Here is a 14,029-nt window from a genome sequence, read left to right on the forward strand (position 1 = left end):
GTGGGCGTGACATGGCGGACCGCGACTTCTACGAGATCCTCGGGGTGGCGAGGTCGGCTTCGCAGGACGAGATTCAGCGGGCCTACCGGAAGCTCGCACGCTCCTACCACCCCGACGTCAACAAGGACCCTGGAGCGGAGGACCGCTTCAAGGAGGTGGCGGAGGCCTACGAGGTGCTGTCCGACCCGGAGACGCGGCGGCGTTACGACGCCTTCGGCCGCGACTTCCGTCAGGTGCCCGAGGGTGTGGACCCCGCGGCGTACGCCCGGGCCCGCGCCGGGGCGGGGGCCGCCGGACGGGGCCGTGGCCCGTTCGCCGAGGAGGTCAGGTTCGGCGAGGACGTCGACCTGGGGGACTTGCTCGGCGAGATGTTCGGCGGCCGCAGGCGCCGCGGCGCCGGGCGGGGGTGGGGGCCGGTCCCCGGCGCCGACCAGGAGGCCGAGCTGCCTCTCACAGTGGAGGAGGCCTACCGGGGCGGGCGGCGCACGATCACCTTGCCCGGCCGGGGAGGGCCGCGGACGCTCACGGTCACCATTCCCGCGGGCGTCACCGAGGGCCGGCGCATCAGGCTGACGGGTCAGGGAGGCATGGGCAGTGAGGGCGCCAAGGCCGGCGACCTCTACCTGATCACACGGATCGCCGAGCATCCGCGCTACCGCGTCGACGGGCGCGACCTGCACGTCCTGCTCCCTCTCACTCCTGCGGAGGCCGCCCTCGGCGCCACCGTCGTGGTCGAGACGCCCGGCGGGGAGGCGAAGGTCAAGGTGCCTCCCGGCACCTCCTCCGGCCGCCGCCTGCGCCTTCGCGGGCAGGGCATGCCCAACCCGCGCGGCAGCCCCGGCGACCTGTTCGCCGAGGCGCGGATCATGGTGCCCGGCACGCTGACCGACGCGGACCGTCGCCTGTACGAGCAGCTCGCGGCCGCCTCCGCCTTCAATCCGCGAGCCGGAAGGAGGAGTTCGTGATGAGCCATCCCCTCGTACGGCTCCCGCACCTGGATCTGGAGTCCTTCTCGCGGGCGACCGGCCTGCATCCCGGGCTGGTGTGCCGCCTGGTGGCGCTCGGCCTGATCGAGGCCTATCCGGGTCCGTCGGGCGAGCTGTGCTTTCCGCCTTCCCAGCTCTCCGCGGCCGGCCGGCTGCAACGTCTGCACGCGGACCTGGCCGTCAACTACGCCTCCCTGGGTCTGGTGACGGACCTCCTCGACCGCATCGCGGAGCTGGAGGCGGCTCTGCGCATCAGCTCCAGAACGAGGGGAGGCAGAACGTGGACATCAACCGGCTGACCCAGAAGTCCCAGGAAGCCCTCCACGACGCCCAGACCAAGGCGATCCGTCACGGGCACACGGAGGTCGACGGTGAGCACCTTCTGCTGGCATTGCTCGAACAGCCCGAAGGGCTCGCCCCCCGCCTGATCACCGCCGCGGGCGCGGACCCGGAGAGGTTGCGCACGGACCTGGAGGCGGAGCTGGAACGCCGGCCCCGCGTCACCGGTCCCGGCGCCGCACCCGGCCAGGTGTACGTCACCCAGCGCTTGTCCCGCCTGATGGATGCGGCGGATCGGGAGGCGAAGCGGCTGAAGGACGAGTACGTCTCGGTCGAGCACCTTCTGCTGGCGTTGCTCGACGAGGGGACCGACAGCGCCGCCGGACGACTGCTGCAGGCGCATGGGCTGAACCGCGAGCGCTTCCTGGGGATCCTCACGCAGGTGCGCGGTCACCAGCGGGTGACCTCCGCCATGCCGGAGGTGGCCTACGAGGCCCTGGAGAAGTACGGCCGTGACCTGGTCGCCGCCGCGCGGGCGGACAGGCTCGACCCGGTCGTCGGCAGGGACGCGGAGATCCGCAGGGTGGTGCAGATCCTGTCCCGCAAGACCAAGAACAACCCCGTTCTCATCGGCGACCCCGGGGTCGGCAAGACCGCCATCGTGGAGGGCCTGGCCCAGCGCATCGCCCGGGGCGACGTTCCCGAGGGCCTGAAGGACAAGGAGATCTTCAGCCTCGACGTGGGCGCGCTGGTCGCCGGGGCGAAATACCGCGGCGAGTTCGAGGAACGCCTCAAGGCCGTGCTCACCGAGGTGACCGCCGCGCAGGGCCGCATCCTGCTGTTCGTCGACGAGGTGCACAACGTCGTCGGCGCGGGTGCCGCCGAGGGCGCCATGGACGCGGGCAACATGCTCAAGCCGATGCTGGCCCGCGGCGAGCTGCACATGATCGGCGCGACGACGGTCACCGAATATCGCAAGCACATCGAGAAGGACGCCGCGCTGGAACGCCGTCTCCAGCCTGTGTTCGTCGACGAGCCGTCGGTGGAGGACTCGATCTCGATCCTGCGCGGCCTGCGGGAGCGGCTCGAGGTGTTCCACGGCGTGAAGATCCAGGACGCCGCGCTGGTCGCGGCGGTCGTGCTGAGCCACCGCTACATCTCCGACAGGTTCCTGCCCGACAAGGCGATCGACCTGGTCGACGAGGCGTGCGCGATGCTCCGTACGGAGATCGACTCCATGCCGGCCGAGCTGGACGAGCTGACCCGGCTGGTGACACGCCTGGAGATCGAGGAGGCGGCGCTGGCCAAGGAGGAGGACCCGGCGAGCGCTGCCCGGCTGGAGGCGCTGCGCGCCGAGTTGGCCGACCTGCGGGCGAATGCCGACGCGATGCGTGCGCAGTGGGAGGCCGAACGGCACGCCCTGCGCAAGGTGCAGCAGCTTCGCCAGGAGATCGAGGCCGTGCGCCGCGAGGCCGAGCAGGCCGAGCGTGACTACGACCTCAACCGTGCGGCGGAGCTGAGGCACGGCAGGCTGCCCGAGCTGCAACGCAAGCTCCAGGCCGGGGAGGAGCAACTGGAGTCCAAGCAGGGCGGCCATCGGCTGCTGCGCGAGGTGGTGACCGAGGAGGAGATCGCCGGCATCGTATCCCGCTGGACGGGCATCCCGGTCCAGCGCCTGCAGGAGGGCGAGCGGGACAAGCTGCTGAGGCTGGACGAGATCCTGCACGAGCGGGTGATCGGCCAGGACGAGGCCGTGCAGGCGGTCGCCGATGCGATCATCCGGGCACGTTCGGGCATCAAGGACCCGCGCCGCCCGATCGGGTCGTTCATCTTCCTCGGCCCCACGGGCGTCGGGAAGACCGAGCTGGCCAGGACGCTCGCCGAGGTGTTGTTCGACACCGAGGACAACATGGTCCGGGTCGACATGAGCGAGTACCAGGAGCGGCACACGGTCAGCCGCCTGGTCGGCGCGCCCCCCGGGTACGTCGGCTACGAGGAGGGCGGCCAGCTCACCGAGGCCGTGCGGCGTAAGCCGTACTCGGTGGTGTTGTTCGACGAGATCGAAAAGGCCCACGCGGACGTCTTCAACACCCTGTTGCAGGTGCTCGACGACGGCCGGCTCACCGACGCGCAGGGCCGTACGGTCGACTTCCGCAACACCGTGATCATCATGACGTCCAACATCGGGTCGCACTACCTGAGCGAGAAGGCGGCCCCCACGGGCGAGATCGACCCCGAGGTGCGCGAAATGGTCATGGCGGAGCTGCGCGCGCGCTTCCGGCCCGAGTTCCTCAACAGGATCGACGAGATCGTGCTGTTCAAGCCGCTGACCGAGGCGGAGATCGAGCAGATCGTGACCTTGATGTTCAAGGACATCAGGACGCGGCTCGGCGGTCGCCGGATGACGCTCGAGGTCAGCCACGAGGCGGTCCGGCACATCGCCGAGCGGGGCTTCGACCCGGTCTACGGGGCGCGGCCGCTGCGCCGCTTCATCGCCCGAGAGGTGGAGACCCGCATCGCCCGCGCCCTGGTGGCCGGCGACGTCCTCGACGGCGCGACCATCCGTGTCGGCATGTCCGGCGCTGAGCTCACGGTCACCTACGAGAACCCGGAGGTGCGACGATGACGACGGCCGGACCGTCCGGCGCCGCATCCGGCACTGCGAGCGTGATCGCCTGCCCTCAGTGTGGGCGGAGGAACCGGCTCCCGGCGACCTCGACCACCCTGACGGGCAGGGCCGCATCGGGCACCCCGCACTGCGGGAACTGCCATCGGCCCCTGCCATGGGTGACCCAGGCCGGAGACGACGACTTCGCCGACGTCGTCGAGGCCTCGCGGATCCCGGTGGTCGTCGACTTCTGGGCGCCCTGGTGCGGCCCGTGCCGCATGGTCAGCCCCGCGCTCGAAGAGGTCGCGGCGGATCTCGCCGGCCGGGTGAAGCTGGTGAAGGTGAACGTCGACGCGGCCCCTGGGCTGGCGGGCCGCTTCGAGGTTCAGGCGATCCCGACGCTCCTCGTGGTCAAACAGGGAAATGTCGTCACCAGGCGCGCGGGCGCGGCGCCGGCGCCCGTGCTGCGGGAGTGGGTGGACGGTGCGCTGGCCGCCTGAGATCGCCGAGACGCCGGACCATCCTGATGGGGCCGGCCCCGCCCGTTCGGACACGAAGGGGACAAGAAGGAGGCTTCCATGGTGCTTATGGCGGTGCCGAGGTTCGAGCGGTTCTTCCGCAGGGCCGCCGGAGTGAACGTCGACAAGGAAGACCTCCGGCGCTACAGCGACTTCGTCAACGAGAAACTCCGCGACCTCCTGGTGATCGGCATGGCCCACGCCAAGGCCGGCCACCGCGACATCATCGAGCCCTGGGATCTGCCCCTCACCAAAGGCATCCAGGAGAGCATTCACCGGTTCCGCGAACTCGACGAGGAGATCGAGCTCAAGCCGATCCTGGAGCAACTGGCCCGGCTTCCCCTGCTCGACCTGTCGGTCAGCGAGGAGGTCATGCGGCGCCTGCCGGAGGTCGCCGGAGGGCTGTCCCTGGCGCTGGCGCGCACCTTCAAGATCATGAATCCGGACCAGAAGAATCCCGCCACCGAGCAGTGGGAACGCGCGATGTCGGTGTTCGAGCTGCTCGTCTAGCGCAAAGGAGGGAGATCGGGAAACCGCCGTCAACGCCTGTGAGGGAAGCCATGAAAGCCGTCGTCTACGAGGGGCCTCGACAGGTTCATGTCGAGAACGTCCCCGATGCGCGTATAGAGCGGCCCACCGATGTCCTGGTCCGCGTCACCACGGCCAACATCTGCGGGTCGGACCTGCACATGTACGAAGGCCGGACCGACCTCGAGAGGGGACGGGTCCTCGGTCACGAGAACCTCGGTGTGGTGGTCGAGGTCGGATCTGCCGTCGACCGCATCGCCGTCGGCGACACGGTCTGCATACCGTTCAACATCGCGTGCGGCTTCTGCGCGAACTGCGAGAAGGGCCTGACGGCCTACTGCCTGACCACCAATCCCGAGTCGGGCATCGCCGGGGCGGCCTACGGCTTCGCCGACATGGGCCCCTACAGCGGCGGCCAGGCCGAGTTCCTGCGTGTGCCGTACGGCGACTTCAACTGCCTCGTCCTCCCGGACGACGCGAAGGAGAAACAGAACGACTACGTGATGCTCGCCGACATCTGGCCCAGCGGCTGGCACGCGACCCGGCTCGCCTCCGTGCAGGCGGGCGATTCCGTCGTCGTCTACGGGGCCGGGCCGGTCGGTCTGATGGCCGCCTACTCCGCCACGCTCCAGAGCGCGAGCAAGGTGATGGTCGTCGACCGTCATCCCGACCGTCTCGCCAAGGCCGAGGAGATCGGGGCGATCGCGATTGACGACTCCAGGACCTCACCGGTGGATCAGGTCATGGAGCTCACCCAGGGCATGGGGGCCGACCGCGGCTGCGAGTGCGTGGGCTACCAGGCGCACGACCCTCAGGGTCACGAGCATCCCAACATGACGCTCAACAACCTGGTCAATTCGGTCAAGTTCACCGGGACCATCGGCGTCGTCGGCGTCTTCCTCCCGTTCGACCCGGGTAGCCCGGACGACCTCTACAAGGAGGGCGAGATCGCCTTCGACTACGGGATGTTCTGGTTCAAGGGCCAGACGATGGGCAACGGCCAGTGCAACGTCAAGAACTACAACCGGCAGCTCTGCACGCTCATCCACGAGGAGAAGGCCCGGCCTTCCTGGGTGGTCTCACACGAGCTGGGCCTGGACGACGCGCCCGCCGGCTACGAGCACTTCGACCGGCGGGACTACGGCTGGACGAAGGTCGTCATCCATCCCAGCTGGTAGTGCGGCGCGCGCCGAGGTGTCGTCTCGGCGTCATCCGGGTACGGCCAGCAGGGAGATTTGGCGCCATATATCACTGGATGTCCTGAGTTGGGTTGATCCGCGGTGCGTCGGCGGTCGCCGAAGGGGAGCCGCGGGCACGTCGAGCCTGAACAGCGAGAGCCTTGCGAGGACGACATGAGTGACACTCACGACCCCATGGCAGACCGGCTCGCACACATGCTCGGATGGGCCGGCGTGGCCCTGGGGGCGATGCAAGTCGCCGCACCGCGTGTCGTCGCGCGGGTCATCGGGGTGGACGACTCGCCAGCGGCCCGGGCGACCGTACCGCTGGCAGGCATGCGCAACCTGCTTCACGCGGAGACTCTCCTTCGCGGCAGGAAGCACTCCGTGGGGCTCTGGAGCCGGCTCGCGGGGGACGCCGCCGACGTCACGTCGCTCTCCGCCGCCATGGCCCGCCGTACGGGGAAACGGCGCCGCCGGGTGGCCGCCGTCACCGGTGTCGTCCTCGCCGTCACCGCCGCCGACGTGTACGCCGTGCTGCGAGCTCGCCGGTCCCGGCAGCGGGTCGCGGGCAAGGAGCAGGGTGAGGCGCGGGGCGTGATGAGCGTGCGGGCCGCCATCACGGTGAGGCGCCCCCGGCCGGAGGTGTACGAGTTCTGGCACGACTTCGAGAACTTCCCGCGATTCATGGTGCACGTCGACTCGGTCGATATGAGCGACGGGCAGACGCACTGGAGGGTCCGGGGTCCGGCGGGAAGGGCCGTGGAGTGGGACGCCGCGATCGTGGAGGACCGGCGGGACGAGCTCATCGCCTGGTCGTCGTCCAAGAGCTCCCTCGTGCCGAACAGCGGCTCCGTGCGTTTCGACGACGCCCCCGGCGGACGCGGCACCGAAGTGCGGGTGAACCTGCGGTATCACCTGCCCGGAGGCAGGATGGCAGCCGCCATCGCCCGGCTGCTGGGCGAGCACCCCGACCAGCAGGTCCAAGACGACCTGCGCCGGTTCAAGCAGGTCATGGAGACCGGCGAAGTGGTCAGGTCGGAGGGCAGTCCCGAAGGCACCCGGGCACTACGACAGGCACTGCAGCGGCGCGCGCAGCCGGTGGCGTGAGGAGGCTCCCATGAAGGCCAACTGCTGGATGGGCCGCAACACCGTCGAGGTGCGGGAGACACCCGACCCGAAGATCCTCAACAGCCGCGACGCGATCGTGCGCATCACGTCGACCGCCATCTGCGGCTCGGACCTGCATCTTCTGGACGGATACGTGCCGACCATGAAGAAGGGCGACGTCCTCGGCCACGAGTTCATGGGAGAGGTCGTCGACGTGGGGCCCTCCGTGCCGAACCTCCGGATCGGCGACCGAGTGGTGGTGCCCTTCCCCATCGCCTGCGGATACTGCACCGCCTGCGCGCACGAGATGTTCTCGTTGTGCGAGAACTCCAATCCCAACGCCGGGCTGGCGGAGAGGTTCATGGGCCACTCCCCGGCGGGCGTCTTCGGGTTCTCCCACATGCTGGGCGGATATCCGGGCGGGCAGGCGGAGTATGCCCGGGTGCCGTTCGCGGACGTCGGCCCCATCAAGATCGACAACGGGCTTCCCGATGAGAAGGTGCTGTTCCTGTCCGACATCCTGCCCACCGGATGGATGGGCGCCGAGATGTGCGACATCAAGCCGGGCGACGTGATCGCCGTCTGGGGCGCCGGCCCCGTCGGCCAGTTCGCGGTCGCCAGCGCGTACCTGATGGGGGCCCACCGGGTGATCGCCATCGACCGATTCCCGTACCGGCTGGAGATCGCCGAGCGGGCCGGGGCGGAGACGATCAACTACGAGGAGGTCGACGTCCAGGAGGCGCTGCTGGACATGACCGCCGGCCGCGGCCCGGACGCGTGCATCGACGCCGTAGGCATGGAGGCGCACTACCCCAACCCCGCCATGTACGCCTATGACAGGACGAAGCAGGCGGCACGCATGGAGACGGACCGGCCGTACGTCCTTCGCGAGGCCATCATGGCGTGCCGCAACGGCGGAATCGTGTCCGTCATCGGGGTCTATGCCGGGTTCCTCGACAAGTTCCCGATGGGGTCGCTCATGAACCGGTCTCTCACGCTGCGGACGGGGCAGTGCCACGTGCAGCGATATCTCAGGCCGCTGCTTCGCAGAATCGAGAACGGCGAGATCGATCCGAGCTTCGTCATCACGCACCGCCTCCCGCTGTCGGACGCGGCGCGTGGCTACGACCTGTTCAAGAACAAGCTGGACGGTTGCAACAAGGTCGTCCTGTCGGCCTAGCCCGGGCACGGTGAGGCATGGATCCGCTGAGGGTGGCCGTCGTGGGTCTGGGCGTGATGGCCCAGGTCGTCTACCTGCCGCTGCTCGCCCGCCGGCGTGACGTCTTCAAGGTGTGCGCCGTCTGCGACCTGGACCGGAACCACGCGGAGACGCTCGGGCGCGAGCTGAGCGTCCCGGCATACGACGACGCGGCCGCCATGATGGACGCGGGCGGATTCGAGGCTGTGATCATCCTCACCGCCGGGTCCCACGCGCGGCTGGTGAAGGACGCCCTCGACCGGCGCTACTGGGTGTTGTGCGAGAGCCCCCTCGCCTACAGCAGGGCCGAGCTGAACGGGATCCCCGGCGACGCACGCCTCATGGTCGGTTGCGCGAAGCAGTACGACCCCGCCACGTACCGGCTGCAGGAGGAACTGCACAAGGTCGGCGGGGCGGGAGCCGTACGGCAGATGGACATCTCCATCCTTCATCCGTCCGACGAGTCCCAGCTGCTCTTCGCCCGGGCCCGCGCGTCCCGGCCGGTGTCGGAACGGCTCGCCGTGCAACGCGAAGCCGACGACGAGGTGCTCACCGCCGCTCTCGGCACCGACTCGGAACGGTTGCGGCGTCTCTACGCCCAGGTCGTGCTCGGAGGCGTCGGCCAGGAGTTGGCCCTCATGCGGCTGCTCTTCGGCGTGCCCGCCACCGTGGACCACGTGTCCGTCTGGCCTGCCGACGTCTTCCCGCCGTCGATCGAGGTGAGCGGGGTGCTGCTCGACTCCGGATGCGGCAGGTACGGCCTGCGGCGGCACTGCCTGCCGAGCTACCCCGCCTACCACGAGACGGTGGCCGTCCATCACGAGCACGGCTCGCTGGAACTGGACTTCCTGACCCCTTACCTGCTGAACGCCCCGACCACCCTCACCGTCACGTCACGCGTCGGCACGACCGAGCGTAAGGCGGTCTACCGGGACATCGCGGAGGCGTTCGAGCGGCAACTCATCGCGTTCAACCGATTCGTCACTGAAGAGGAGCCCCCACTCACCGGGATCGAGGGTGCGCTCGCGGACATCGGCGCGGCTCAGCGAATCATCCGCCGCTACGCGGAATGGGCGGGCATTCCCGCGAAGGTCGAACGCGCCGAGGAGGAAGGCGCACAGTAGTGTCGGCGGTGTCTCTGCGACACTCCCGCGAACGCGACTGTCGCCGGATGCGGCGCGTCGGGGGCATCCCGGGTGAACGGGTGTCAGCCTGCCCGGATGATCAAGTACACGCGCTCGACCTTCGCGGCGTCGTCAACGACGTAGGAGACGAGGCCGGCCTCGCCGAACATTTGCTCAGGGAACAGGGGCTGTTCGGGGTCGGGTACGCCGCGGCGGTGCGGGTCGGCGCCGATGATGAGCAGCTTCTCGAGCCCTGGGACGGCGACAAGCCCGGGACGGCGATCGCCGGCGCATTCGAGGGGGTCGTCGCAACACTGTGATGCGCTTGCATCTGACGCGACGTCAGCACATAGCGTCCCTGACAGGTGATCGATGTGACAGAACGACGCTTGAAGATCGGCGAACTTGCCGCAGCGACAGGTTTGACGGTGCGGACCCTGCACCACTTCCACCAGATCGGGCTGCTGTGCCCGGCCGAGCGGTCGGCCGCTGGCCACCGTCTCTACACCGGCGATGACGTGCGCCGCCTGTACCGGATTCTGGCGCTGCGCGAGCTGAGGCTATCCCTCGGTCAGATCGCGAAGGTCCTGGAGGGCGACAGCGGAGATCTGCGGACGGTGATCGTCCGGCAACTCGACCAGGTGGAACATCAGATGGCGCTGCACCGCGCGCTTCAGCGGCGACTGCAGAGCCTGGCCAACACCCTGCGCGAGGCTCGAGAGCCATCGATCGACCAGCTCATTCACGCGATGGAGGCGGCGATGCAGGCCAAAAACTTCACTGCCGAGCAGTTCGCGCGGCTCAGGCAACTGCATGAGGAGGTCGGCGACGACGGGGTCGCCCGGTGGCGGCAGCGGATGGGGGAACTGGCCGGCCGGGTGGCCTCCCACGCGGAGCGGGCCACGGATCCCGCCGACCCGGAGGTCCAGGAACTGGCCCGCGAATGGTCCAAGACAGTCAGGGAAATGACCGGGGCTGACACGAGCGTCCTCTCGGCGCTCTACGCGAAGATCGACCGGCAGGGGCCCGAAGCCGCGACGAAGGGACTTGTCACCGGCCCGGCCTGGGACTACCTCAAGCGTGCTTTCGCTGTTGGCTTCGACGGTGCGTGATGGGCACCAGCACGCGGTCATGGGCGTCTTCTTCTGAAGTGGAGGGCCAGTGAGCAGACTTATCAACACCACTGGCCGGCCCACACGGCCCATTGACATCGCGCGATCTGACCGGCGTCAAAGGAGGTCAAACGGCTCTATGTCGTGCCCGTCCCAGATGCGCCGGGACGGTTCGTGCGGGTAGGGGGTTGTGGCCGGAGTGGTGTGGAGGGTGTGGGTGAGTCGCTGATCGGGGCGGTGAGCGGGCCAGCCGGGATCGCCGGTGACGGCGAACCGGGTCCAGGCGCGCCGGATCTGGCCGGCCAGGGCCAGGGTTTCGGCCGCGGGTTCCTGATCGCCCAGCACTGATCGGCCCGCGGGACTGCCAAAGGAGCCGAAGAGCAACGGGAGGTCGAGGCTGTGGCAGGCGCCCAGGATTCCTCCCTGTGCCGGCGAGGGCCAGCCCAGCTCGTACAAATAGGCGGTGCCGTCTGTGAGCGAATGGGCCTCCGCCAGCCGCTGCGTCGGCATGCGGAATAGCGCGTCCCCGTGGACGATCTCGAACAGCCCTTCCGCCGTGGCGTCCGGGTAACCCGCGCGATAGGCGCGCCCGCCGTTGATGCTGGGGGCGAAGTTGCGCAGGGCCTCCTCGGCGTGGTCTTCGGTGATCTTGCCCAGGAGGCCTGCCATGGCCATGAACAGCCGGAACTCGTCGCGATTGCAGCCGGCCAGCAGTTCGATGTCGACGGCGCCGCGGTTGCCGAGCGCTCTCCAGGGTGTATCCGGCAGGACCTCGCCATCCAGCACAGGACAGAAGGGCATTGTCCAATGGGCGGCCCGCCCCCACCGCTTGCCGTACCTGGGCATGTCGCCCATCAGCGCACCGGCCGCGCTCGCGATGCGCTGCGGATCGACTGAGCCGAGCCCGGCGACGGTCGGGGACACGCCGAGCCGAGCGGCCAAGGCGGCGGTGACGTCAGTCGCGAGGGCGGGAGTGCAGCAGGCGCCCGGCACGGAGTGCGTGATGGCCCGGCCGAAGAGGCCGACGGCGCGCGGCATGGTCAGCAACGCGGCGATCGATCCCGCTCCCGCCGACTGCCCGGCGACCGTGATGCGTTCCGGATCGCCGCCGAAGGCGGAGATGTTCCGCTTCACCCACTCCAGCGCCGCGATCTGGTCCAGCAGGCCCCGGTTGGCCGGGGCGCCTTCGATCTGCGCGAAGCCCTCGACTCCCACGCGGTAGTTGATGGTCACCACGACGAGCCCGTGACTGGCGATCGGTGCCGCGTCGTACATCGGGTCGCTGGAGGCGCCGGCGATGTACGCGCCACCGTGGATCCACACCAGCACCGGCAGCCGGGCGCCGCCCAGGTCGGGTGACCAGACGTTGAGGGTGAGCCACTCCGTTCCGGTTGGCATGGCCGCGGGCAAGGGCCAGGACTGCGGCGGTGGCGGGCCGTAGTCCGTCGCGTCGCGCACACCGTCCCAGGTATGGGGAGGCCGCGGTGCGGCGAAACGCAGGGCGCCGACCGGCGGCTGCGCGTAGGGAATTCCCAAGAAGACCGCGAGGTCGTCTTTTCTGTCTCCGCGCGTTGTCCCGCTTACCGTGTGGACCAGCACGCCCCTGTCGATCACCAATGCCTCCTTGAACGTCACTCAAGGCACGAGCGCGAAAAAGATCGGAACGTCGGGCTGGCCGGCAGGACCTGCGCCATGAGCGCACGTGGCATGCGCATGGCATGGTTGGCCGGCACCCGGGCTAACCACGGCCTTAGCCGTCGTGGGAAGAGCATCGCGAATAGGCCTCCGATTGTGCTGAGCAGGATATGAAGCGCAGCACGCGCGAGTTGACCAGGTCGGGAGCCTCCAGCGGCAGCCCGTGGCCGATGCCTGGCACGATCTCGGCGCACACGCCGGGGATCAGCTCCCGCACACGCGGCAGCACCTTGCCTGCCCTGAGCAAGACGCTGCGCTCTGCCAGCAGGACCAGCGCCGGCACGTTCACCGATCGCAGCTCGTCGTCAGTGAAGGGCCTGGCCGAAGGACGGTGAGACGGGCGGAACGTCCGCGTACTCAACATGATCGGCGCCATCAGCCGGGCAGGGGCGATCAGCGCATGGTTGGCCAGAACCCGCGCGAACCAGGGTCGCATCCGTCGCGGGGCGAGCATCGCGAACAGGCCGGCGATCGTGCCAAGGAGGAAGCGGGCGGGCACCTTCTCCAAGCCGCCGGGGTCCAGCAGAGTGATCGAAGCGAGGCGCTCAGGCCGGTAGACCGCCTGGTTGAGCGTCAGCCATCCGCCGTAGGACAGGCCGACAAGATGCACCCTGTCCAGTCCGAGGCCCGCGAGCACGTCGTTCAGCCAGGCGGCGTTGTCCTGGGAGTCTTTCACGACCACGCGCTGGACGCTGCGGCCCGGGTCGTCGATGGTGTCCACGGCGTAGAGAGGGTGCTGCTCCCCCAATGCCTCGATCTGCGGGTACCAGTTGGAGGAGTTGGCGCCGTGGCCGTGCAGCAGAACGATCGGCTCTCCCCGCTCGGCGCCCGAGCGGTGAACGTGCACGGTGCCGAATCGGGTTTCAATGTCGTGCTCGTCTCGCGCACCTGGCCACAGGCCCATGGCGTCGTCGTACGCCTGCAGAAACCTCTCTCGCGCCTGCTCGTTGACGAAGTGGCCGACGGCGGTCCTGGTCATCGTGGCGGTCTCCTCTCGACTCGCTTTGATAGTACACTCGTACTACCAAAGAAGATACGGAGGGAGTGGGGGCACGTGCCGAAGTTGGCCGACCATGGTGAGCGTCGCGCTCAGATCGCCGAGGCCCTGCTGCGCATCGCCGGCAGCAAGGGATTGCATGCGGTCACCATGCGGTCGGTCGCGGCGGAGGCTGGCTTCGCCGTGGCCGTCGTGCAGTACTACTTCGAGTCCAAGGAGAAACTGCTGTTCTTCGGGCTGCAGCACCTGGCGCGGCGAATGGGCGAGCGGGTCTGGGCGCACGTGGGCCCGACGGGTCAGGCCGCGAGCCCCCTGCGCGTCGTCGACGCCGTCCTTACCCAGGCGCTTCCGCAGGATGAGGAGAGCCGGGTCTTCCATCTGGTGTACACCGCATACGCCGTCTTGTCGGTGACAGACTCCGCGCTCGCCACACAGCCCTTCATGGACGGCCCGAACGAGATGCAGGCCTTCCTCACCGACCAGCTACACAAAGCCCGGGACGGAGGGGAGATCGCCGCTCGCCTCGACCCCGAGGCCGAGGCGGCGGGGCTGCTCGCCATGTCCGCGGGGTTGGGCACCAGCGTGCTGCTCGGGCAGCGCACCGCGGACGAGGCCCTGGGCGTCCTGCGCTATCACCTCGAGCGCATCGCTCCTGGACGCTTTCAGTGGTCCCCGTAGCAATCCTTCAAAAACCCC

At 69.0% G+C, this 14,029-nt stretch carries 14 protein-coding genes; 12 read left to right on the forward strand and 2 right to left on the reverse strand.

Translation table 11 applies throughout. The annotated features are described in order from the left end of the window. From Pth03_RS32080 to Pth03_RS32130, 11 genes are all read left to right on the forward strand, one after another. Positions 1-965: DnaJ C-terminal domain-containing protein (locus Pth03_RS32080; protein ID WP_308442400.1), on the forward strand; the 965-nt coding region annotated here is incomplete at its 5' end. Continuing rightward, positions 965-1,285: a chaperone modulator CbpM gene (locus tag Pth03_RS32085; protein WP_203948192.1), complete on the forward strand. Its 321-nt coding sequence runs from the start codon at positions 965-967 to the stop codon at positions 1,283-1,285. The genes Pth03_RS32080 and Pth03_RS32085, both read left to right, overlap by 1 nt. Continuing rightward, complete coding sequence (clpB, locus tag Pth03_RS32090; RefSeq protein WP_203948193.1) at positions 1,267-3,891, forward strand: ATP-dependent chaperone ClpB; 2,625 nt, start codon at positions 1,267-1,269, stop codon at positions 3,889-3,891. Before Pth03_RS32085 ends, clpB begins: the two co-directional genes overlap by 19 nt. Further along, positions 3,888-4,373, forward strand: a complete 486-nt coding sequence (trxA, locus tag Pth03_RS32095; RefSeq protein WP_203948194.1) for a thioredoxin — start codon at positions 3,888-3,890, stop codon at positions 4,371-4,373. Before clpB ends, trxA begins: the two co-directional genes overlap by 4 nt. Before the next feature lie 78 nt (positions 4,374-4,451). Further along, a complete protein-coding gene (locus Pth03_RS32100; protein ID WP_203948195.1) occupies positions 4,452-4,901 on the forward strand; it encodes a DUF1931 family protein in 450 nt (149 codons plus the stop codon). Positions 4,902-4,951: 50 nt separating this feature from the next. Continuing rightward, entirely contained in the window at positions 4,952-6,097 is a 1,146-nt protein-coding gene (locus Pth03_RS32105) for a glutathione-independent formaldehyde dehydrogenase (protein ID WP_203948196.1), read from the forward strand. Positions 6,098-6,271: 174 nt separating this feature from the next. Further along, entirely contained in the window at positions 6,272-7,207 is a 936-nt protein-coding gene (locus Pth03_RS32110) for an SRPBCC family protein (RefSeq protein WP_239119522.1), read from the forward strand. A 10-nt stretch (positions 7,208-7,217) separates the two neighbouring features. Then, on the forward strand, positions 7,218-8,387 hold the full coding sequence (locus tag Pth03_RS32115; protein WP_203948197.1) for a zinc-dependent alcohol dehydrogenase: 1,170 nt from the start codon (positions 7,218-7,220) through the stop codon (positions 8,385-8,387). 17 nt (positions 8,388-8,404) lie between these two features. After that, entirely contained in the window at positions 8,405-9,529 is a 1,125-nt protein-coding gene (locus Pth03_RS32120) for a Gfo/Idh/MocA family protein (RefSeq protein ID WP_239119523.1), read from the forward strand. A 47-nt stretch (positions 9,530-9,576) separates the two neighbouring features. Further along, positions 9,577-9,849: a hypothetical protein gene (locus Pth03_RS32125; protein ID WP_203948198.1), complete on the forward strand. Its 273-nt coding sequence runs from the start codon at positions 9,577-9,579 to the stop codon at positions 9,847-9,849. Between the two features lie 45 nt (positions 9,850-9,894). Continuing rightward, a complete protein-coding gene (locus tag Pth03_RS32130; protein ID WP_203948199.1) occupies positions 9,895-10,641 on the forward strand; it encodes a MerR family transcriptional regulator in 747 nt (248 codons plus the stop codon). 117 nt (positions 10,642-10,758) lie between these two features. Here the strand turns inward: Pth03_RS32130 and Pth03_RS32135 are convergent, their stop codons facing one another. Together Pth03_RS32135 and Pth03_RS32140 are read right to left on the reverse strand one after the other, a co-directional pair. Further along, the gene (locus Pth03_RS32135) at positions 10,759-12,255 is read right to left on the reverse strand and encodes a carboxylesterase/lipase family protein (protein ID WP_203948200.1); all 1,497 of its coding nucleotides are present in this window, start codon (positions 12,253-12,255) and stop codon (positions 10,759-10,761) included. 136 nt (positions 12,256-12,391) lie between these two features. Beyond that, the gene (locus Pth03_RS32140; RefSeq protein WP_203948201.1) at positions 12,392-13,315 is read right to left on the reverse strand and encodes an alpha/beta fold hydrolase; all 924 of its coding nucleotides are present in this window, start codon (positions 13,313-13,315) and stop codon (positions 12,392-12,394) included. A gap of 75 nt (positions 13,316-13,390) precedes the next feature. On the opposite strand from Pth03_RS32140, the gene Pth03_RS32145 reads away from it, so the two are divergent. Continuing rightward, complete coding sequence (locus tag Pth03_RS32145; RefSeq protein ID WP_203948202.1) at positions 13,391-14,011, forward strand: TetR/AcrR family transcriptional regulator; 621 nt, start codon at positions 13,391-13,393, stop codon at positions 14,009-14,011. Positions 14,012-14,029: the final 18 nt, after the last annotated feature.

The organism is Planotetraspora thailandica, from assembly GCF_016863335.1.
Taxonomy (GTDB): Bacteria; Actinomycetota; Actinomycetes; order Streptosporangiales; family Streptosporangiaceae; genus Planotetraspora; species Planotetraspora thailandica.